Origin of the sequence: Nitrospira sp. (assembly GCA_029194665.1) — a bacterium.
GTDB lineage: Bacteria > Nitrospirota > Nitrospiria > Nitrospirales > Nitrospiraceae > Nitrospira_D.
Map to the genome: position 1 here is coordinate 615058 of JARFXO010000001.1, position 20304 is coordinate 635361.

The 20304-nt window shown below is 54.8% G+C and carries 19 protein-coding genes; 11 read left to right on the forward strand and 8 right to left on the reverse strand.

Annotated features, from left to right (window positions below):
• Nucleotides 1-3 precede the first annotated feature (3 nt).
• On the forward strand, nt 4-1167 hold the full coding sequence (locus tag P0119_02915; GenBank protein MDF0665006.1) for a 5-(carboxyamino)imidazole ribonucleotide synthase: 1164 nt from the start codon (nt 4-6) through the stop codon (nt 1165-1167).
• An 81-nt stretch (nt 1168-1248) separates the two neighbouring features.
• Here P0119_02915 and P0119_02920 read toward each other — a convergent pair whose 3' ends face one another.
• From P0119_02920 to P0119_02935, 4 genes are all read right to left on the reverse strand, one after another.
• Nucleotides 1249-1950 (reverse strand): rhomboid family intramembrane serine protease, encoded by a 702-nt coding sequence (locus P0119_02920; GenBank protein MDF0665007.1) that lies wholly within the window; start codon nt 1948-1950, stop codon nt 1249-1251.
• Between the two features lie 12 nt (nt 1951-1962).
• Nucleotides 1963-2835, reverse strand: a complete 873-nt coding sequence (locus tag P0119_02925) for a phosphohydrolase (protein ID MDF0665008.1) — start codon at nt 2833-2835, stop codon at nt 1963-1965.
• 77 nt (nt 2836-2912) lie between these two features.
• Nucleotides 2913-3968: a TIGR00730 family Rossman fold protein gene (locus P0119_02930; protein ID MDF0665009.1), complete on the reverse strand. Its 1056-nt coding sequence runs from the start codon at nt 3966-3968 to the stop codon at nt 2913-2915.
• A 124-nt stretch (nt 3969-4092) separates the two neighbouring features.
• Nucleotides 4093-4869, reverse strand: coding sequence for a CBS domain-containing protein (locus tag P0119_02935; GenBank protein MDF0665010.1), 777 nt, complete (start codon nt 4867-4869; stop codon nt 4093-4095).
• A 165-nt stretch (nt 4870-5034) separates the two neighbouring features.
• Here P0119_02935 and P0119_02940 point away from each other — a divergent pair, with 165 nt between their 5' ends.
• The 5 genes from P0119_02940 to P0119_02960 all read left to right on the forward strand — a co-directional run bounded on the left by P0119_02940 (nt 5035) and on the right by P0119_02960 (nt 10120).
• On the forward strand, nt 5035-6525 hold the full coding sequence (locus P0119_02940; GenBank protein ID MDF0665011.1) for a DUF692 family protein: 1491 nt from the start codon (nt 5035-5037) through the stop codon (nt 6523-6525).
• Nucleotide 6526: 1 nt separating this feature from the next.
• Nucleotides 6527-7702 (forward strand): tRNA-dihydrouridine synthase, encoded by a 1176-nt coding sequence (locus P0119_02945; protein ID MDF0665012.1) that lies wholly within the window; start codon nt 6527-6529, stop codon nt 7700-7702.
• Nucleotides 7693-8325, forward strand: a complete 633-nt coding sequence (locus P0119_02950) for a Maf family protein (GenBank protein ID MDF0665013.1) — start codon at nt 7693-7695, stop codon at nt 8323-8325. Before P0119_02945 ends, P0119_02950 begins: the two co-directional genes overlap by 10 nt.
• 94 nt (nt 8326-8419) lie before the next feature.
• Nucleotides 8420-9067, forward strand: a complete 648-nt coding sequence (locus P0119_02955; GenBank protein MDF0665014.1) for a hypothetical protein — start codon at nt 8420-8422, stop codon at nt 9065-9067.
• A gap of 177 nt (nt 9068-9244) precedes the next feature.
• Nucleotides 9245-10120, forward strand: a complete 876-nt coding sequence (locus tag P0119_02960; GenBank protein ID MDF0665015.1) for a transposase — start codon at nt 9245-9247, stop codon at nt 10118-10120.
• A gap of 178 nt (nt 10121-10298) precedes the next feature.
• On the opposite strand, the gene P0119_02965 is transcribed toward P0119_02960, so the two are convergent.
• Nucleotides 10299-11885, reverse strand: a complete 1587-nt coding sequence (locus tag P0119_02965) for a hypothetical protein (GenBank protein ID MDF0665016.1) — start codon at nt 11883-11885, stop codon at nt 10299-10301.
• 210 nt (nt 11886-12095) lie between these two features.
• Nucleotides 12096-13484, reverse strand: coding sequence for an amidohydrolase family protein (locus tag P0119_02970; GenBank protein ID MDF0665017.1), 1389 nt, complete (start codon nt 13482-13484; stop codon nt 12096-12098).
• A 310-nt stretch (nt 13485-13794) separates the two neighbouring features.
• Between P0119_02970 and P0119_02975 the strand changes: the two genes are divergently transcribed.
• Nucleotides 13795-14112 (forward strand): hypothetical protein, encoded by a 318-nt coding sequence (locus P0119_02975; GenBank protein ID MDF0665018.1) that lies wholly within the window; start codon nt 13795-13797, stop codon nt 14110-14112.
• A 397-nt stretch (nt 14113-14509) separates the two neighbouring features.
• On the opposite strand, the gene P0119_02980 is transcribed toward P0119_02975, so the two are convergent.
• Nucleotides 14510-15586, reverse strand: a complete 1077-nt coding sequence (locus P0119_02980; protein MDF0665019.1) for a hypothetical protein — start codon at nt 15584-15586, stop codon at nt 14510-14512.
• Nucleotides 15587-15773: 187 nt separating this feature from the next.
• Here P0119_02980 and P0119_02985 point away from each other — a divergent pair, with 187 nt between their 5' ends.
• The 3 genes from P0119_02985 to P0119_02995 all read left to right on the forward strand — a co-directional run bounded on the left by P0119_02985 (nt 15774) and on the right by P0119_02995 (nt 19278).
• Nucleotides 15774-17096 carry a glycosyl hydrolase family 17 protein gene (locus tag P0119_02985; protein MDF0665020.1) on the forward strand — a complete coding sequence of 441 codons (1323 nt, stop codon included), beginning with the start codon at nt 15774-15776 and terminating at the stop codon, nt 17094-17096.
• A gap of 428 nt (nt 17097-17524) precedes the next feature.
• Nucleotides 17525-18664, forward strand: coding sequence for a tetratricopeptide repeat protein (locus P0119_02990; protein MDF0665021.1), 1140 nt, complete (start codon nt 17525-17527; stop codon nt 18662-18664).
• A 209-nt stretch (nt 18665-18873) separates the two neighbouring features.
• Entirely contained in the window at nt 18874-19278 is a 405-nt protein-coding gene (locus P0119_02995) for a cytochrome P450 (GenBank protein MDF0665022.1), read from the forward strand.
• Nucleotides 19279-19693: 415 nt separating this feature from the next.
• Here P0119_02995 and P0119_03000 read toward each other — a convergent pair whose 3' ends face one another.
• Nucleotides 19694-19888 (reverse strand): hypothetical protein, encoded by a 195-nt coding sequence (locus P0119_03000; GenBank protein MDF0665023.1) that lies wholly within the window; start codon nt 19886-19888, stop codon nt 19694-19696.
• A 134-nt stretch (nt 19889-20022) separates the two neighbouring features.
• On the opposite strand from P0119_03000, the gene P0119_03005 reads away from it, so the two are divergent.
• The gene (locus tag P0119_03005) at nt 20023-20262 is read left to right on the forward strand and encodes a DUF433 domain-containing protein (GenBank protein ID MDF0665024.1); all 240 of its coding nucleotides are present in this window, start codon (nt 20023-20025) and stop codon (nt 20260-20262) included.
• Nucleotides 20263-20304: the final 42 nt, after the last annotated feature.

Sequence of the window (20304 nt, forward strand, 5' to 3'; positions counted from 1 at the left end):
GCTGTGACCGAGCGAATTCTTGAGCCTGGCGCCACTCTGGGAGTATTGGGCGGTGGACAATTGGGGGCCATGTTCGCCGCGACTGCTCACCGCATGGGTTACCGAGTAGCTGTCTGGGATCCAGATGCCGACGCGCCCGCTCATCGAATTGCTACTTACTCATTTCCGGCGCCATTCACGGATCATGGCGTCCGCGACCAATTCGCCAGCATCGCAGACGCAGTTACGCTCGAATGGGAAAATGTGCCAGCGGAGCTCTGCGGATGGCTGGAACAGCGTTGTCCGATGCGACCTTCCGGTGCGGTTCTCGGGATCCTGCAGGACCGGATTGAACAGAAACAATACTTGTCGTCACGACACCTCCCTGTTCCCACTTTCGCCGTCGTCGAATCGGTACCTCAACTGAGCTCAGCCATCGATCGACTCGGGCTACCAGCTGTCTGCAAAACAGCGAAAAGTGGCTACGATGGAAAAGGTCAGTGGGTACTCCGAGACACTTCTGATACAAGAGAAGTGGAACAACTATTGGAGACCACCAAGCCGGGTCATCGGTGGATTCTTGAACAGTTCATCGACTATGTCACCGAACTCTCCGTTCTCGTAGTGCGAAGCGAGAGTGGATCCTGCTGTGTGTACCCAGTGGCCGAGAATCGGCATGAGCAGGGCATCTTACGGGAAACCTGCGTGCCTGCTTCCATTCCTCCCGACGTCGCTGAAAAAGCGACCGAACTTTCAAGACAAGCAGTAGCTGCGTTACAGGGCGTCGGTGTCTTCTGCGTAGAACTCTTTCATGCTAAAGATGGTTTGCTCCTGATTAACGAGATTGCACCCCGACCTCATAACTCGGGTCACTATACACTGGACGTCTGCACGGTATCCCAATTCGAACAGCAGGTACGAGTGACTTGTGGACTCCCATTGGGAGAAACCAGGCTCTTAAGCCCCGCGGTCATGGTGAATCTCATCGGAGAAGACGTCCAATCCGTTACAACCAGCCAAGGGTCCTACGCACTCCATTCGACGGCAGGGGCAGTGCTTCATCTGTACGGCAAGCGGATGATTCGTCCTGGGCGAAAAATGGGACATGTAACATTTACCGCTCCCCAAGCCCCGGCAGCGGTAGAATCGGCTCACAGATTCATCAATCGCGTTCTAAAGCCTGCCTAAGGTCGCTCCATTCTCGCTGGATACGGGATCAAAAGGTTCATTGGCAGTAAGCGCTGTGGCTCGGTTCTCGAAGGTACATCCTCATGAACTCCACGGCGAACGGCCCGGGGCGAAAAATCGCACTTCTTTCCGTTTGAAGAGACCGATCAGCGCCATGCCGGCGATGAATCCACCGATGTGAGCGAAAAAGGCAACGCCACCTCCAGTGGCTCCTACGCTCATCCCTCCGCTGATCAGCTGTGTGATGAACCACATGCCGAGGACGATGCCCGCCGCAACTCGGATCATTCCGATCACCGGCAACAAGACCAACACGTGAGCGTGTGGAAATAGCAGTATGTAAGCGCCGAGTACAGCCGAGATGGCTCCGCTAGCTCCAACCATCGGGATTTGGGAGGAAGGATCGGTCAAGGCATGGCTTAGAGCGGCCAGGATGCCGGATAACACATAGAAGACGACGAACTTCGCGTGACCCATCACATCTTCTATGTTGTTCCCGAATATCCAAAGGTAGAGCATATTTCCGAGTAGATGCATCCAGCTTCCGTGAAGAAACATGCTGGTCATCAGGGTGAGGGCGGCCGGAATCGCGACCGCTTCCTCAGGAAGCGAAGCCTGGCTGAAGACAATGGCAGGGATGGCACCGTATTGAAATGCGAAGAGCTCCGCAGCCTGCGGAGGGAGATTCACCTGATAGAGAAATACAACGATACAGATCCCGATGAGGATCATCGTGACGATGGGGGTCCCTTGAGTAGGATTATCGTCGTAGAGTGGAATCACGATGATCCGAAATCATGGAGTTCGACGGCGATTTATGACCGCACGAGGCAGCCTGGCATCGGTCGGAGGAGTGCCGTCGATTTCGAGTGGAACGGAGAATCCAGCAGCATGAGTATGGCCTCCGCCTCCGAATGAGGCGGCGATCCTCCCCACATCCGTACCGTCGGATCGGGAACGCATACTGAAATAGCGACGACCTTCGCGGTCATGCCAGATCAGGCAAAAGGGATGATGGGGCGACAGACGCTCGCCGATCTGACTGGTCAGGATTGAGCTTTGCACAGCAGGAACGACGATACCCTGGAATTTCATCATCGAAGCCTGCGCTGCGAGCTTTCCAACAATCTCATACTCATACCGCAAGATAGCTCGACCGTCTTGCTCGAGCGCCGACTGAGTAAAGTTATCCCATACCTCGAAGTCAAACGGGTAGGAGGCCAAAGCTGCGTTGATCTCGCGACTACCAGGCAAAGCCCAGGTCCATAAGTCCTTGTCCTGAATATACTGAAGTAGCCATGGAGCCGCCGTACCGTGAGCCCATTCCCAGCTCAGGACAGCACCGGACTTTGTTTGATCGAAGTACGCGTTGGGAAAGCCGTCCAAGGTTCGCTCCGCAGTGATATGGTGATCCAGAACGAGGAGTTCCTTGGTCTCGGAGGCCATGGCTTCCAGGATCGGCCGGGCATAGCTGTAGTCGACGATCACGACACGGCGATCCTTGAGATCTGGAGGGGGCGGATGGCCGTGCTTGACGGGCAAAAAGCTCGCACTCGGAAACTTTTTCCAGAGAGCCCAGGCCGCCCCAAACCCATCAGAACATTCAGCATGGTACAGAACGATGTCCGGAAAGCCTTGGAATGGTGGGGCGGAAGATACAGTACCCATAGAGTGGTCAGAGGATAACATGGTCAGGGCAAGACTAAAAGACGTCCGTCGTGTCCCTGCCCACTATTTATGATGGCTTACAGCTCGTTCAGGTGACTGATCAGGTGGCGAAGCCGCCCGGCACTGCGCCGATTAAAATCGAACACCAGTCTCGGCAAGTCACGCAAGGCTGGTTCATCGATCTCTTCCTCGAGCGCACCGCGCAGTTCGAACGTGCCGTTGGAGAGGAGATCGGCAAATCGTTGACGAATCTCCTCAAGCTGCTCAAGAGAGATGGGGTGCTTGAGACGCATCGTCAGCTGTCGTCCCACAAACCGTATGGAGTGGTACCGGCGGTAAAATCTGAGGATCTGACTCACAGCTGCTTCTGTGGAATTGACGATTGCAAAGAGATTCATATCTTCTTCATTGATGAGTTTTCGATTCAGTAGTTGTCTCGTCACGAAGGCCGACCAATCATCCCAGTAGTCGCAGCCAGGGGCTTGAAGGCAGATGATCGGCTGAGGATCACTCTTGCCGGTCTGGGCCAGCGTGAGGATTTCAAAAGCCTCGTCGTGCGTGCCGAACCCGCCAGGGAAGAGGGCGATGGCCTGTGCTTCTTTTTGAAACATCAACTTGCGGGTGAAAAAGTACTTGAAGGTAATAAGTTTCGGGTCGTCGGCGATCGTGGAGTTAGGCCCCTGTTCGAACGGCAGCATGATATTGACGCCGAAGCTGTTTTCACGGCCGGCACCCTCTTGAGCAGCCCGCATGATCCCATCTGCTCCCCCGGTGATGACCATGAACCCTTCCCGGACGATAGCTTGGGAGAACTTGTAGGCGAGTTGATAATTGGGATCATCGGAAAGAGTTCGTGCCGAGCCGAAGATGCTGACTTTCTGGCGGCTACGATATCCGCGGAAGACACTGAATGCATGCCGAAGTTCTTTGACGGCGCGGTTGACGATTTTCACGTCCAGGAGGTCTAGGCGCGCGTCATGGAGTTTCAGCAGCCCCGTCAGAAGTTCCGACATGAGGGCGGAATGCAGGTCCCCCTCGCGGCTGTCGAGCAGGGCGCTGATTTGATGGAGAATCTCATCTCGTGACAAGGTGAGACGTTGACGAATCTGTGGAGGTCTGCCGGTTGAATTCATAGTGGTCCTCTTAAGGGTAAGTGAGACGGAAAATTGTACCAATGGATCGTATATCGGTCAAAGATTGCCGCGATCCGGTCCGTCTAATCCAGCGGGAGGTCCCTGCTTGTGCAGGCGAGGGAATCTATGAAGGATCGAAAGATCTAGGCAGGTTGCTCAGCACCCAGGCCTTGATCCTGGACTGGTCCGCGGGAGAAAGATCGACGAATTGTATCTCTAGTCCTCGATGCGAGGTCATGAGGGAACTGGTTGTGTCAGACAGCGGCTCAACTCTCGCGTTATCCAAGACGGTCCCTCGAATGGTCAAGGGACTCATCATCTCAGAAAGGCAAAAGCTCAATATGATTTTGGTCCCCGACAGCAACAGCGCAGGAGATTCCACTGAGGCGCCGGCATGGCTGAGTTGCGAGATGGAGACCTGATGCTCATCTCCCACGCCCTCTCCCTCAATGACACTGATGGTCGCCGAGATGTTCGTGACGCATCGCTTTGGGGAAAGGAGCAGGTCTCTGGCGGTGAGGACGCCGACCGGCTGATTTTGTTTCGTGACGATGAGGATCGGTGTTCCAGTGGACATCATGAGCGCTGAGGCTTCGTCCATCGCTCGATCGTACTCGATAAATCGGACCGGTCTTGTCATGATGGTCCGGACTTCGATGTCATCCGGTTCGAGGCCCTGCGCGACGACTTTTTTGACAATGTCGGTCGGCGTCATCAGTCCGAAACGAGACTCTGAATCTTTGACCAGCAGGCAGGACATTCGCTCGCGTTCCATGAGCGAGGCTGCTTCGGTGACTGATACATCTCCTGGAATCTGGACTACGCCAGGTGTCATCATGTGTGAAACCAGTATGGTCGGGTGATCCGCGGCTTCAGGCTGTTGATCGTGCTTGTCCACCATGTCTCAGCGAGGTCCTCTTCTCGCACGAATTTTCCTCCCTCCTGGTCGCAATGTATGCCAAGTATAGCAGAAGGTCCCTAGGGGCCAGGAGAGGTTCAAAGCCTTGTCATGCAACGGTTTGACGACATACACTAGGAACGAATATTGATCGTCGGTAAGAGGGAAATGATGGCGTCGAGCGGGCCGTACCATGGGGAGTTCCTTCGTCGGATCGAGACAATTCCCACGCATGGGCTAGGGCTCTCCGTCGATATTCATGATCCAGACATCGCAAGCTTGCGGCGAAGCCTACAAGAACGTCAAGTGTCGCCTGCCTTTCTGGAGGTGTTCCGTACGACACCCATGGCCTTGGTCTCCACCAGAAAAGAGGTCGGCAACGGTCTCCTGACATATCATGGCGAAGGCTTATGGCTCACTCAGCCCGAGATGGTCGATTCCATGGAGTTTAAACAGGAAATCGCTGCGACTGCAGAACAACTGATGATCGTGCAAAGTGCCTGGCTGAATCATGAATGTGCGACAAAATATCTCGCCGGCTATTATTTCGGGACCTATCTTCCCCCGCTCTACACGCCGTTAAGCGCGAAGGTGGTCGCTGATAATACACGATTGATCCAACATCTGCTCGATCAACAGTGCCTGTTGCCCAATGGAAGCACACCGTTGGTACTGCTTGAAATGCCTCCACTTACGTACTTTGTCGCGGGGACGATGCCCATCCCACGATTTTTTCAGCTCATCAGCGAACAGGCTCCCTGTGGGTTGGTCTTGGATGTGGGCCATCTCTGGACGGTATTTCGATATTCTGGATTGCATCGAGGCGTGTCGCTTACACGATTTGTCGAGGAATTTCTCAATGAGTTTCCCATGGATCGTGTGGTCGAGATTCACGTAGCGGGTCTGGCCGTTCATGCATCACACCGAATTCTCGATTCACGACTGAAGGGTGGTAGAGATGATGAGGCGCTTCCTCCTTGGATCGATGCCCATGCTGCCCCCATTCCGACCGTCTTGTTCGAGATGCTCGATCAGATACTATGTCATCCTCAGCTTGCCAGCCTGAAGGGTCTTGCCTTGGAAGTGGATACGAAACCGGTCGACTTGATCGTGGATGAATTCGCCCAATTCTCCCGGCGCTATGAGGCGCTGTTCTCCCGGCTTGACAAGGCCAAACAGGCCATACCGGAGTTCGATGCGTGCTCATTGTCGGAAGAGTCGAGGTCGATCCCTGACATGCAAACGCTTGGAGTGGCCTACGATCGATATGCACAGGTACTGGCTGGGAAAACCCAGCCGGTAGGGTCGGAATGGAGCCAAGACCAGGCCAGTGTTCAAGATTTGGACTTCTATCGCTCCGTCTATCTTCCATATGAGATTCTTCACTGGGGAGGAAAGGTGGAGGACATGTTTGTAGAATCCTGTCGTCGGCTTAGGGCACGCGACCTGTCGCTCGATGGATTTGTGGTGCTTTGGTTCAGTGAGCCCAGGCCTTTCTCCGGAACCTACGATTTCTTCTTGCTGAAAGTCGAACGGTTCGTGGAGTTTGTCCAGCAAGTGGCGCCGGAGTTGCGAGGCATTGTCGAGAGAGAGGCGGAGGAGCTGCGGTGTGCCTACCGGTTTGCCAACGAACCAGACGTTCTCCTGTACGAGAGCTGAGATGAACTTTTGGCTGAGCCTGCCGCGCCCCCTCATAGGGTTGTCCCCAATGGATGGTGTGACCGATGCCTGCTTTCGATCCGTGATCGCCCAGCAGGGGAAGCCGGATGTCAGTTTTACAGAATTTACGCACGTCCATGACGTCTGTTACGGACCGGAGCTTCACTTGGAGACGCTTCTGTACAGCGAGAGGGAGCGTCCGATTGTGGCGCAGCTCTATGGGAAAGACCCGGATCTCTTTTATTTGGCGGCACTGGTGGTATGTGATTTGGGCTTCGACGGACTGGATATCAATATGGGTTGTCCGTCGAAGAGCGTGGCGTCGTCCGGATCAGGCGCCGGATTGATCCGCACTCCGGAACTGGCTCGCACGATCATGCAAGCCGCCAAACGTGGAATCGAGGATTGGGCCGAGGGACGGACTCTTGAAGAAGCGGGTCTTACGTCGGCGCGAGTAGCCATGTTTGAACGTCTGAATCGTCAGCGCGGCAAAACCGGCCCAACCCATCGACGCCAAGTACCCCTTTCCGTGAAGACGAGACTTGGTTATGACTCTGTGACGGTTGAGGGATGGATCGAGCAGCTCTTGGTGGAACAACCGGCCGTGATCTCGCTTCATGGACGAACGCTCCGGCAAATGTACCGAGGCACGGCGGACTGGTCGGCCATTGGACGCGCTGCCACACTGGTGCGGGGAACCGAAACGTTGTTATTGGGGAATGGAGACATTCAGAGCCTTGACGACATCGCGGTACGAGTGCGTGAAACCGGCGTCGATGGCGTATTGGTCGGGCGCGGCGTACTTGGCGCCCCGTGGTTCTTTCGCTCAAAAGAGCAGGCCCGCATGCGAAGCCGTGGCATGAAGGATATCGACGTCGGACGAAATCCCGGTGAAGTTTCACTGAACGAACGTTTCGCTGTGCTGGTCGATCATGCGCAACAGTTCCAAGCGCTGGTCGGGGAAAAACAATTCTATCGTATGCGTAAACATCTAGGCTGGTATTGTAAAGGCTTCCCACATGCCGCCTCCCTTCGCGCGCAGATGGTGCGTGTCTCTTCCGTCGAAGCACTCCATGCCCTCCTCGAAGATTTTCAAGATCGGCCAGATGCCATAGCGGCACTCTCCCAGGGCGAATCAGCCGATGAGCCGAGCCTGCTGGTCTCGCGATGCAGCTAGTGCTGGCGTCGAGTTCGCCACGCCGCCGGGAACTCCTTGCACTGTTGGGCCTTTCCTTCGAGGTGTGTCCGTCGGAGTTCCACGAGCATCCCGAGGTCGGGTTGTCGCCTGTCGAGCAGGTCAGGCGCTTCGCGCGTGAAAAGGCGAGATCCGTGGCGCTGGTGAGGCCACGAGCCCTCGTGCTCGGCAGCGATACGGTGATCGATCTCGAAGGACAACTACTCGGGAAGCCGGCGGATCTTGCAGACGCACGCGCCATGCTGGCACGCCTGGCCGGCCGTTCCCATCATGTCCATACTGCCGTCGCCTTATGCGGCCGAATGCGACATATTGAATCAGTGGAGGTTGCTACGACGGAAGTCCAGATGAAAGCGGACCTCGATCAAACGTACGAACGGTATCTTGCATCGGAGGAATCATTAGGCAAAGCCGGAGCCTATGCGGTCCAAGGACTCGGTGGAGACCTGGTGGAACGGATCATCGGCGACTATACGACCGTAGTGGGATTACCGCTGAAGCTTGTGACACAGCTGCTTCGGTCGGTCGGTTATCCTCTTCTCGTGAATGTCGAAGACCTCTATCGACGCAAGCCGTATGCGAACTGGAATCGGTTCGCGGTCTAATTGCAAAGGCAGGATGGTTCACCTACAATGCACAACATTCATCTAATTGACCGGGTCCTTGAGACCACTCCAGGTCGCACTAGTAAAGAAAAACATGGCTGTTCGCAAACAGATTGCGTCACTGGTGAGTCTGATCGGAGTCCTTGCGGCAGGGAACAGCGGCCTGTGGGCGATTGACGTCAAACTGTCCTCAGACGAGGCGCACAAAGCGCTGGAGATTGGGCGAATGCCGATGGAAAAGGCCAATTCCCCCGAAGACGTGAAGAAAGTTCTTCAGCAAGCGTCCTTGGCGACTCGTGTGGGTGCCGACCCGGAGAAGGAACCCTGCGGCGCGAGCGCTGTTCTTCGAACCAAGCGGTATCGACTGGAAGCCTTTGGTCGCCAAGAGGCGGCAGAATCGAAGAAGCGGAAGACGGACGTGCGCATGCCCGAGGAGTTCATCCAGAAAGTGATGGACATGCCCAACATGGAAATGGAAGTGCAGTTGTGCGGCGATGACGAGTATTTCGCCGAGGGCGCATTGATCGAATTGCAGCAAGGATCGAAGCGGGTCAAGCCTCTCGACATCGGCAAGGCCGAGCGAGGGCGAAAGAACGAAAGCAGCGGGCCAGCCTTCAGGTCACGGTTCACGGCCCTTTTCGCCTACGAACAGTTCGACCCCACCGCATCGTCCATCTTTGTCGTCAATCTGCAAGATGGAACAGAGATCAGAATTCCCGCCGACTTCTCTAAAGTGAAGTAAGGACTGTCAGCCCCCGACTGTTGTGCCCTGGATTGGAACGCCCCTGTACCGCTACGGCCGGCGGTGCGGATGCTGTCCCGGCAGAGCGAATGTCCGGCCTTATGAGCCTCACGGTTCAGAAAATCTAGATGGGGTCAGACCTTGTATTGCGCCTCTCGATGAGCTACACTCCGCCTCATGGCTCGCCCTCTGCGCATCGAATTTCCTGGCGCGCTCTACCACATGACTGCCCGGGGCAACGCCCGGCAGGACATTTTCCTGGATGACGAGGATCGGCAGCGGTTCCTCGTGGTGCTGGCACACGTCGTCTCCCGCTTTCAGCTTCGGCTGCACGCCTATTGCCTGATGGATAACCATTTTCACCTGCTGGTGGAGACACCCGATGCCAATCTGTCGAAAGCCATGCGCCACCTCAATGGGGTCTATACTCAAGCCTTCAACCGGCGTCACGGTCGGGTCGGCCACGTGCTACAAGGTCGTTTCAAGGCGATCGTAGTTGAGCGGGACAGCTATCTGCTGCAGCTCTGCCGATACGTCGTGCTCAATCCGGTGCGTGCCAAGACCACCCGCAAACCCGATACCTATCCCTGGTCAAGTTACCGTGCAACGGCAGGCCTTGTCTCCGTGCCGCCGTTTCTAACGGTGGATTGGGCCCTGTCCCAGTTCGGGCATCAGCGGGCGGCCGCTCAGCGGAAGTACCGCATGTTTGTCGCCGAGGGCATTGCGTACAGCTCACCCTGGGAGCACGTTCAGGGCCAGGTGTTGCTCGGGAGCGAGCGGTTCGTCGAACGTTTGATGCTGGGACTACGGGACAAACGGCCCGTAAAAGAGATTCCAAGACGGCAACGCTTTGTGGGCCGACCGACGCTGAGCCAGCTATTCGGCAGACGTGCGCGGCCCGACCGGGCGCGACGCAACGAGATCATTCGTCGGGCGCACCTGAACTACGGCTATAGCCTATCTGAAATCGGCCATGCCGTGGGCTTGCATTATTCGACCATCAGCCGCATTGTGAATGTCCCAGCCTCGATGGATGCACATAGCAAGGTCTGACCGTGATTCCACTCTTCCTAGTTGACACATCACCCGGCGCGCTCCTCTCTGAAGCGCTTAATCACCGATGTATCCGGCTTGCCGCGATGATAGATGATAGCAGGAGTGTTTCCCGCTCAAGCGAAAATCTGGTCCCGCTCATCACGATTTTGGGGGCGGATGCCTCGCGATCCCACGCTCACGTCGGGTTCCATTCAGCGGCAATGAATCGAAGCTTTCCACGGATGCCAGGAGTTGTACTGCTTTCAAAAGGGATCGGCAATTCGAGTCTCCCGCCCTTCAACAGGCGCGATGCGACAGGCTTGGTGGCTTCTCCCAGCTTGTCGCTTTGCCAATCATATTTGACGATCCAGTCGGCGTCCTCCGTCTGAGGCGGGACCATTTCGATGACGGCGGAGTCTCTGAAGAGATAGCCTCCCTCGTAATGCTGATTCAGCCACAACTTCCTTTCGATCTCGTAGTCCGGAACGCGGACACCCAATGTCAGGCTGTAGGCCAGGGAGGGTCGAGCTTTGTTCACCCGCGCCCGGTTGGCTAGGTAAATCGTTGAGAGATACAGAGGGGCACTCCGTTTCTTCTTCGCCGAGGCGGTCCAGTCTTGGTGGCTCAGGCAGGCGACCGAATCCTCTTCCGCGACCCGTCGCGTGAGATACCAAAGCTTGCCTCGGGGTGAGGCCAGGACCTCGAACTGATACAGCGCGTTCACCTCCTTGCCCGCAGCCTCGGCGATCCGAATCTCTTCCGGCAAACGAATCTCTTCCACATCCACCCAGATATCGACTCGGACGTCGCCGAACAGAAAGCGCACGAGATTTTGGTAGGACTCCTCGCTGTTGACGATGCCGAAATAGCCCGAGTGCGATCGGTAGACGAACGCCTTGGCGCTCGGATCGGACGGTTGACCATTGGCCTTGGCGCCACAGACACAGGCGTTTTCGATTCGTACCAGTCCGTCGCTGCCGTGGCCGACGAACGTTCGCGAGAGTCCTTGCGCAACCTCATAGTCGTTCCGGTTCGTTCCGATGAGACAGAAGACTTTGTCCGACGGAAACGCGGTTTCAGGCAGCCAATCCACTCGCCCGGTCTTCTTGTAGAGAGCCTCTACACTCAAGTACTTGGCCATGCGGTCTCGATTGAAATTGTTCATGTCGTCGAGACTCAGCCATGGCGGAACGTTGATACCTGCCACATCGATTCCATTGTGAGGGGTCGCATAGGTGAAGAATTTATCGACATATTGACGCGCCTTTGGCTTATCAAGCGCGGGATTCTGCAAGAAGGCTCGGCAGACCAAGCCTCCCATCGAGTGGGCGATCAGGTAACATCGAAACTGCTCGGGCGTCACGTTGTTCTTTGGCTCTTTGCACACCAGATCTCGGACGCGCAGTATGAGATTGCTCAAACCCTTGGCGAAATCTTCGATCGGCGGTGTCTTCCCACTTCCCAGTAGGGTTGACGCCGGGTCGTAGTAACGATACACGATGATCGACTGCCGGCTGATGCCTCCGATCCAGCTGTCGTCTACGATATCCATCCCGTCGGTGAACACATCTGTATAACCAAAATCCGATCCCAATCGGACCACGGGCGATTCAAAGATGAACTTTCGGGGCGGTCGTTCCTTATCCGGTGTCGCGCGAAAGACCGTGGACCCGAGATTGAAGCCGCAGAATGGATCAGCGGTGGTTTCGTCGATCTCTCCCTTTGTCATGGCATAGCCGCGAACATAAATGATGGGATGCAACGCCGCGTCCTCCGTAGGCATAATCACCTCCTCGGTACGTGATGAATGCAATCGACTTCTGACAGACCACAAGATTGTGAAATGATGTCAGAAATCCTTTAGGCACCAGACCACCCTGTTTCTGTCATCGACCCGGCCTATGCGGGACCAGGAGATCGCGCCGAGGCATATGGGGCAAGACGGAGCACTGGTGGATAGATGTAAACATAGCTTGAAAACCCTTCGTGCCACTCACTTACGGGGCGCCCGGACGACGTCCCGTAGGCGAGCCGCCGAGGCTTCGGCTGCCTTGACCACCTCCATCCTCGACAAGCCGATGAACTGTCCGTTGGCCTTGAGGGCTCGGCCATCGACAAAGACGAATGTAACGTTGGACGGTTGCGTGTTAAAAACGAGCTGGCTGACCCAGTCAAACCTCGGGGCGAAGTTCACGCCACTCGGGTCGATAATCATGAGATCCGCTTTCTTGCCGGGCGTGAGCGAGCCGATGCGGTCGCCGAGGTCCAGGGCCTCTGCGCCGCCAAGAGTGGCCATGCGCAGCACATCCGCCACCGTCGGATAGATGTCTGCCCGTCGCGTCTTCGCCCGCTGGAGCCCCACGGCGGCCCGCATGTCGTTGAACATGTCACTGGTATCGTTGGTGGATCCGTCTAGGCCCAGACCGACCTTTAACCCAGCCGCATGCAGATCGGGTAGACGGATAATCCCCGAGGCCAGTCTCATGTTGCTCAATGGATTGTGTGCGACCCGGACGTCGTGGTTGGCGAGCAAGATGATCTCTTCATCGGTCAGATGAATCGCATGGTTCACCAGCAGGTTCCCGCGTAGATCCAACGCCCCTGATTGTTCCAATGACTGAATCGGCTCGCTGTCGCGTTGTTTGATATGCTCGAGCAGGTGAACATTGAGTTTTACGTCCCACTCACGAGCGAGCTGGGCTGCCTCCATCAGAGAGGTCAGGTTCTGCATTCCGGGGGTCCCGGCAAGTTGGAGTGTCGCCAAAGGATTTGGTCGGATGAGGTCCTCATACAGACGCTTCAGCAGAGGTCGTTCGTCCTTTCTCGGTGTCGGGGCATATACGAACCGCAAGCCCGATTCCTGCAGTGCGCGCACGTACTCATGCGCGACATCGAACTTCAATCCGCCGGCCCAGTCGACGACCGTCGTGACGCCGGTCCCGATCAGGTCCAGCGTGCTCAGGCGGACAGCAGCGTAGACATCTTCCGATGTGAGTGCTCGATAGGCCGGCCAGGTGCAGTCCTTGAGCCAACCCAGGAGATCTTGATCTGAACAACCACCTCGGATGACGGACTGGACGAGGTGGTTATGGAGGTCCACGAACCCTGGCAGCACAATTGCCCCGGTCGCGTCTATCACTGTCGCATCGGCGGCGGAAAGTCCCTTCCCCACCGCGACGATTGAATCTCCAGCGAAGAGCAGGTCCGCGTTCGCGAGTGTCCCCAATGGGCCTTCACCGACCGTAGGATCCATCGTGATGAGGAGCCCGGCATTCTGGATGAGGGTGCGAGGCACAGTTGAAGCAGGCGACTCGTCGCTACGAGCCATGCTGGGCGCGGTTCCCTGCCACAGCGCCACGAGGAGGAAGAGCACGAGAAGCACAGTGAGACCTCGCAACAGGTCGAACTACGTAGCCTGGGAGTATGGCACAAGCGTTCCAGAAGGTGGAAGGCAGAATTCTTGATTGTCTATAAAAGTACGTGGCTGGTCTGTGCGGACAGCGCAAAGAAAAGAGGGGCTGGACTTGCACCAAACAGATCGAATACATCGTGAATCCTAAGCAGGAAGAGAATGCACAATTCAAGGTCCGACCCGAAGATTCACTCGTGTCCTTCACACCAAGCGATGCCGACTGGAAGCCTTTGGTCGCCAGAAGGCGGCTGAATCGAAGCAGCGGAAGACGGACGCGCGCATGCCCGAGGAGTTCATCCAGAAAGTGATGGACATGCCCAACATGGAAATGGAAGTGCAGCTGTGCGACGATGACGAGTATTTCGCCGAGGGCGCATTGATCGAATTGCAGCAAGGATCGAAGCGGATCAGGCCGATCGACATCGGCAAGGCCGAACGGGGGCCGAAGAACGAAAGCAGTGGCCCTGCCTTCAGGTCACGGTTCACTGCGCTCTTTGCCTATGAACAGTTCGACCCCGCTGCATCGTGGGTGTTCGTCGTCAATCTGCAAGACGGCAAGGAGATCAGAATGCCCGCCGATTTCTCCAAAGTGAAGTAAGCGGCACTTCCGTTCAGACTTCTCAGCAGTAGTTCGTTTACCCTGCAGCAGCGATGGCTTGTTCTGCCTCCTGTGGCCACTCAACCTGAACAAAACCGGCGTATCAGGCGATGGCGTCGCGCATGCCCTCAACGGAATTAAGCTCGATGCCTATCGTCGCCATGGATACTCTTTGCTGAAATGGTGGATCATCTTGGCATATATGATGCGACGGCCAGCCGTCGACAGGCAGAGTTGGTCATGGATGATACAAGATCTGCCCCTGTTCATGTTATTTATTTTATTGTTCGCTACAGACCTCCCGATTGATTGCTACTCAGATCTTTATCCCCCACCTTAAATACATCTGACAATACACATGTCAAAACCAAGGTCTTGATAGCTGTACGATCTCGTCTCACCTCTTTTGGAGCCGCGTGGCCTTAGCTTTTCCGGACAGGCTAGTCCCTTCCCTCACAAGTGCAGCAGCAGTTTGTTGATCAACAATTAGATCACTCCACACCCGCAGATCTACATTTTGAAGTAATGGGCGCAAGGCCTTATCCTTCAATTGTTGGCAGCCACCACATGGGCGGGCGATGAGGATCACACGCTTCTCCTTCTGTCTGCTCATTTCCACAAAGTCTTCAAGTTCAAAAAGCGTCACTGCACGTGGAGAATTCGCCGCTTCATGCACAGGCCCGACTACCGTATATGGACGGTACATCACGTTGCCAACCCATTGGGTCGGCTTCTCCTTATCCGAGATATATCCTGCTTGAGTAAGAAGCATTCCGAGGAGATCGTGCTCATCTGTGACGTCCCCCATGGACGTGATCACAACGTTAACACTTGACTTAGCCGCAAACGCCTCTGCAACTCCAGGCCGCTTCTTTAGGTTGTCGAATGCATGGGTTGGTACGATTGGTTCGGCAAAAAGTCCAACAGAACTTACTACGTGTGAACTCGGAAACAGGTTAAAGAAAGATGTGCAGGAATATTCCGGCTTGCTGGCAATACACGCTGAGCTGATCCCAACAAGATTGAGCCTTGGAGCGTCTGGATCTGACCGCATCATAGCGCCAAGCCGCTCGGCAACTTTCAAGGTAGCGGCTCCAGGACCAAGCCCCAAACCTATGTCTGCCCCCCTTTTTTGCTGAGAAATGTCCTTGATTTCTCGAAAGGCCCTATCCGCAACACGTGCAGCGAAAGCATCCGGCGATGTTACACGTCCGGTGTCTACCACAGTCACACTACCAGGTCGTAGGGTAAACTTAGCCTCTAGAGATTTCTCCAGAATATGATCTGATGGTGGAAGGTAAATCACTTCGCCATTGTCGAACAGAGCCTTCAGAAGTGGATACACCCGCTCTCGTGAAATATTGAGTCGCTTCCCGATTTCCTTAGGAGTGCACTTTTGTTCGAAGAACAGATCGGCCACTTCATACCTCAAGCTGTAGTGCTTGACTGAGTTCCTGTCTTCATGTGTCTTCATGACAGTCCCCTTCACGGCGCAGTAACTCTAGGGACTTACGCTAGCTGTGTCAAACCCTCTACTGTACCGCTCAACTGTGGAAAAGAACTGTAGCAAAACTGAGAGGCAGCTTCTTGCCAGAACGCGCTACTCCAGACAAAAATGCGGCAGGCATATTGATCAGGTCATCAACTGGGAGGGTGTCGCCATGGAAGGACTTAAGTTCAAGGCATACTACCTTGCAGCATTGTTACTGGTAATTGGAGGATGTAGCGATGGTGATAACGGTGCGCCTTCATCTTCCCCCGCCCCTACCCCTTTAGTAAAGATTTCCGGGGTGAATTTCAGCCCATTTGTGGATGGCCAAGACCCCAATCGAGGTTCCCAGGTCACTGAAGAACAATTGACTCAACGGATGCGTTTGATCGTATCCTACACGAACTGGATTCGTACCTTTGGCAGTACTAACGGCCTTGAAAAAAGTGGCGCGGTGGCACGTGTGTTGGGTCTCAGGACAGCACTTGGGGCATGGCTGAGTAAAGATCTGGCTGCGAACGAACGGGAACTCGGTAGCTTGATTGCATCCGCAAAAGCAGGTGATGCAGACCTCCTGATCGTTGGCAGCGAGGTCTTGCTCAGGAAGGATTTACCTGAAAACACCCTGCTCGACTATATTGCGCGAGTGAAGCAGGCGGTACCGGGAATCCGCGTAACCTATGCAGATGTCTACTCTGAATTGTTAGCACATCCCAATGTCATTCAAGCCGTTGATGTCGTATTGGCCAACTTCTATCCGTACTGGTCCGGCATCAAGGTGGACTCGGCAGTGGCCGCGATTCATCATCACTACATGAGGGTGGTTGCTGCAGCGAACGGCAAGGAGGTTTTCGTCAGCGAAACAGGCTGGCCAAGTGAAGGGAATACGATCGGGAATGCTGTGCCATCACCCATCAATGCGGCGTTCTTCTTTTTGAATTTTTCCTCTTGGGCCACGCAGGAGAACGTGACCTACTTCTATTTCGAAGCGTTCGATGAGAAGTGGAAATCTGCCTACGAAGGCCCTCAGGGTGCTCATTGGGGAATCTGGGATAAAGAGGGTGTACTCAAAACAGGAATGGAGGATGTCTTCAACGGAAAGTCAATGCCGAACAACTGGACCGGCGGTGGAATTCCAGGCGGACCCGGGTCTCCCACAATCGAATTTCTTCAAGTTCCCCAATATGGGACCTTTGCCAATTTGACAGGACAGGTGCTTCATGTTGATCCATCAGCTTATAAGGTTGCCGTTTATATTTACGTGTCGGGATGGTGGACGAAGCCCACATTTTCAGAGCCGCTGACAACGATTCAGTTTGACGGAAGCTGGATGACGGATATCACCACAGGAGGGATCGACCAATTTGCGACAAGGATCGCGGCCTTCGTAGTGCCCAGTAACTATGTTCCGCTCTTGGTGGGAGGTGAGGCAACGCTTCCTGCAAGCCTGCCTCGAGACGCTGTGGTGTGGCGTGAAATTGCGCGAAATCCATGATGCAACCCCTGGTATGTTGGCTGGCAAAGACAAGTCCAGATCGTGCTCGGACCTATGGAAAGAGGTTGCATCCTACGCCCAACACCATAGCGATAGTGTGAGTATCATGACGAATACAGCTTGGATAATTAGTGTGACTGTGAGGGGGCAAGGACGTGACTTTCTATCTCGATCTGCAAAACTCAAGACTTAATATGTCACACAGTGTCGGTTTGACTCAGAAATCTGTTACCGCAAAATCGATCAAGCCGACTCTTGACCTTTTTACAGCGGCTCACTGTACTCGGGCCTAGACTATGGGCAATGTCACGTTTGCGGCTCCACAGTGAGAAACGGACAATGCAGAAATTGAGACAGCCGGAATCAATCAACAGCATACTAAGTTCTCCAATCAACTTGTAGCCGCACGGAGAATGAGGTGGACGACAATGAAAACCATAATTTATATCACTATAATATTAGCCTTTACTGCATTTGTAGTCGATTATATTTTAGACCGTGTTTTAGTTACATCGCATCCGAACAGTGCGTTACAAGCGAATCCTTCTGCAGGTATCGCTTCTCCTGAACGAAATTCGATGGACATCGATAATGATAGCATCGCTCCGGAAGCTCTCTATCACAAAGCCTCGTCTCATTTCAGTGCTGGCCAAGTGCGAGAAGGGCTTGAACTGTTGAGTAAAGCTGCCGGACTAGGATACCCCAAGGCTATGTCCGATTTGGGCGCTTTATACAGCAAAGGCATTGGGGTTCCCGAAGATTGGGAAGAGGCTATAAAGTGGTGGACTAGAGCAGCTCAGATTGGTGATCTTGGAGCTATATACAATGTTGGAGCCTATTACTATAGGCGCGGTGATTTTAGCATGGCATTTTCATGGTTCAGCGAAGCTGCTAATAGAGGATTGCCTGAAGGAATGATGAGCGTGGGATATATGTATGTGAGAGGTGAGAGCGTGTCTCAGAACAGGGCAGAAGGATTGCGATGGCTTCGCGCCGCTGCCAAGGCCGGACTGCCTGCGGCGAAGAACATTTTGAATGCCTACGAAGGCGATGGTCAAAGGCTCGAAGAGTCTGATATGGCTTACGTGATCGACGTTGACACCTGGAGCAAGGTTTTGACCTACGCTCTTGACGGTGACACAAGTGCAGTATTTGACCTGTTCGCTAGTGTCGCAGTTGATAAGGCATGCCTTGATGTGACAACTACTATGAATAGTCCTTCGCTGGCGGCACAGCAAACGGGCTCTTTACTCCATTGCTCAGCCGGAGCTGTCATCGAGAAAGCAATGGAAGCAGACATTGATCGAATACGAGCGGCGATTGCAGGACTTCTTCTGCAGAGATACGGTCTCGAGTTATGGAAGCCAACACTTGGCACCAATGAGGCCGTGAAGAAGACTACGATTCTCTCGTCAAACTACGATAGGATGGCAACGATTAATGCGGCTCTGTCTGGCGACAGCACGAAGACCATCTTCGTTGTTTCATACGAGAACCTCCTCAAGGCTGCTCAAGCTAACAATGCACCCACACCAGACTATGTGACAAAGCGTTTCGCTCAGAAGTGATGTGCCAGGAAAGAGGACGATCTCTGGTATCGAACTCAAGCTATAAGATGGGGTCAGCAACTGTCTCCGCTGACAGTCAAGTGCTAAATCGGGAGTTTTCAGATTCCCCGGTGAAAATTCTTCGCACACAATTGGCGCAGGAGCCTCGATCGCCGTCGAGTCCAGGCTCTCCTATGCCTTGGCACAGACCGGTTCCCTCCCGTGACGCCATGGTGTCACACTCTCACCTACAGCGCAAGGCGGCAACCAGCACCACTGTCGGGGGATTAACGCTACATGCCGGCGCACTCATCATGATGAGTACATACAATCTGCATAGACACCCAGCCTTTTGGCCGGACCCCGAACAATTTCTGCCGGAGCGATGGCTGGACGGCGAGCGACCGGCTGCTCGTTATGCCTATCTCCCCTTTGGCGCAGGACCGCGCGCCTGCGTGGGACTTCATTTCGCATCGGTTGAAGGGCCGCTCCTGCTGGCCTTGATCGGTCGCCGCTATAATCTGCAACTGGATCAAAAGACTGTCGAGCCTGAATTCTTCGTGACCTTGCGACCGAAAGGTGGCATCCGCATGGTGCTCCAACCGCGGCAGGCGCCGGTTGTATCGGTCGCCTAGCGGGCTGCGGAAGAACTCTCCGTTCATCCTTCGGGGGCCTCACGACGAACGGAGCGAGTTCGAGTGGAAGAATAGGGTCACCTATGAAAAAGTGTCTGAAGTGGCCGTACCTGGCCGTTTTCGCGATCCGATCCGTCCACGAGTCTCACGGGTGTGTATGCCCGTGGACTAAGCGGTGATTCCCGCCGTCCTCGCCATTGGACGAAACACGTTTTGGTTCTTCAACATCGCAGAGATGGTCTCGAGCATCGCCCGCGCGACCGCTACGTCTCGATTTTCCAGAAATCCTTTACCATGTCACCAGCTTCGGGAATGCCTCACCGGACCTCGTCGTTGACGATGGGGAGCGAACGACATTGTTGGCCCCATTTGCCCACGTGATCGATCGGTTTGACTGACAGCGCCTCTATTCCCTTCATCCCCATGCCTTCTTGCCCCGAGTGAGCAAGGCTTTGAACAGCGGTTTCATGTCCTTGCGGATGTGGTGGCAGCGTTGGCTCTGACGTTCGACCATGCGTCCTGCGACGAATGGCGCTCGAACGCTGGTCGAGAACTTGACGAACTGCTGGATGTGACGTTTCCCTTGCACTGCATCTTGATGTAGACCCAACAGATCCTGAATCCCCGAGCCACCTTCATGAACCGGGTCGCGGGTTTACCAACCATGCTTTAGGCGAGCTCTACCGCATAGCGGGCGCATATCATTACCTTGGCATCGCTGGGCAGGAGCTGTACAATAGCCGCATGTCTCGCGACAATCTACTTTCACGTATCACGGTCGATCCAGAGCTCTGTCATGGGAAGCCCTGCATTCGTGGCTTGCGGTATCCCGTGGAAAGCATTCTTGAATATCTGGCTGGGGGAGATTCCGTGGAGCAGGTGTTGGCTGAGTTTCCTGATTTGGAGCGAGATGATATTTTGGCCTGCCTAGAGTTTTCCCGAAAGATGCTGGCGGCCAAAAGTGTTCACCTGGCCTTGAAGTGAAATTTCTCCTTGATGCGCACCTCCCACGCCGTCTCTGCATTC

Coding starts and splice junctions, on each gene's coding strand:
- P0119_02965 (MDF0665016.1), bottom strand. CDS start 11,885: ATGCCTACGGAGGACGCGGCGTTGCATCCCATCATTTATGTTCGCGGC.
- P0119_02935 (MDF0665010.1), bottom strand. CDS start 4,869: ATGGTGGACAAGCACGATCAACAGCCTGAAGCCGCGGATCACCCGACC.
- P0119_02930 (MDF0665009.1), bottom strand. CDS start 3,968: ATGAATTCAACCGGCAGACCTCCACAGATTCGTCAACGTCTCACCTTG.
- P0119_02925 (MDF0665008.1), bottom strand. CDS start 2,835: ATGGGTACTGTATCTTCCGCCCCACCATTCCAAGGCTTTCCGGACATC.
- P0119_02975 (MDF0665018.1), top strand. CDS start 13,795: ATGCCCGAGGAGTTCATCCAGAAAGTGATGGACATGCCCAACATGGAA.
- P0119_02990 (MDF0665021.1), top strand. CDS start 17,525: ATGAAAACCATAATTTATATCACTATAATATTAGCCTTTACTGCATTT.
- P0119_02955 (MDF0665014.1), top strand. CDS start 8,420: ATGGCTGTTCGCAAACAGATTGCGTCACTGGTGAGTCTGATCGGAGTC.
- P0119_02940 (MDF0665011.1), top strand. CDS start 5,035: ATGATGGCGTCGAGCGGGCCGTACCATGGGGAGTTCCTTCGTCGGATC.
- P0119_02980 (MDF0665019.1), bottom strand. CDS start 15,586: ATGAAGACACATGAAGACAGGAACTCAGTCAAGCACTACAGCTTGAGG.
- P0119_02960 (MDF0665015.1), top strand. CDS start 9,245: ATGGCTCGCCCTCTGCGCATCGAATTTCCTGGCGCGCTCTACCACATG.
- P0119_02950 (MDF0665013.1), top strand. CDS start 7,693: ATGCAGCTAGTGCTGGCGTCGAGTTCGCCACGCCGCCGGGAACTCCTT.
- P0119_03005 (MDF0665024.1), top strand. CDS start 20,023: ATGTCTCGCGACAATCTACTTTCACGTATCACGGTCGATCCAGAGCTC.
- P0119_02995 (MDF0665022.1), top strand. CDS start 18,874: ATGGTGTCACACTCTCACCTACAGCGCAAGGCGGCAACCAGCACCACT.
- P0119_02945 (MDF0665012.1), top strand. CDS start 6,527: ATGAACTTTTGGCTGAGCCTGCCGCGCCCCCTCATAGGGTTGTCCCCA.
- P0119_02985 (MDF0665020.1), top strand. CDS start 15,774: ATGGAAGGACTTAAGTTCAAGGCATACTACCTTGCAGCATTGTTACTG.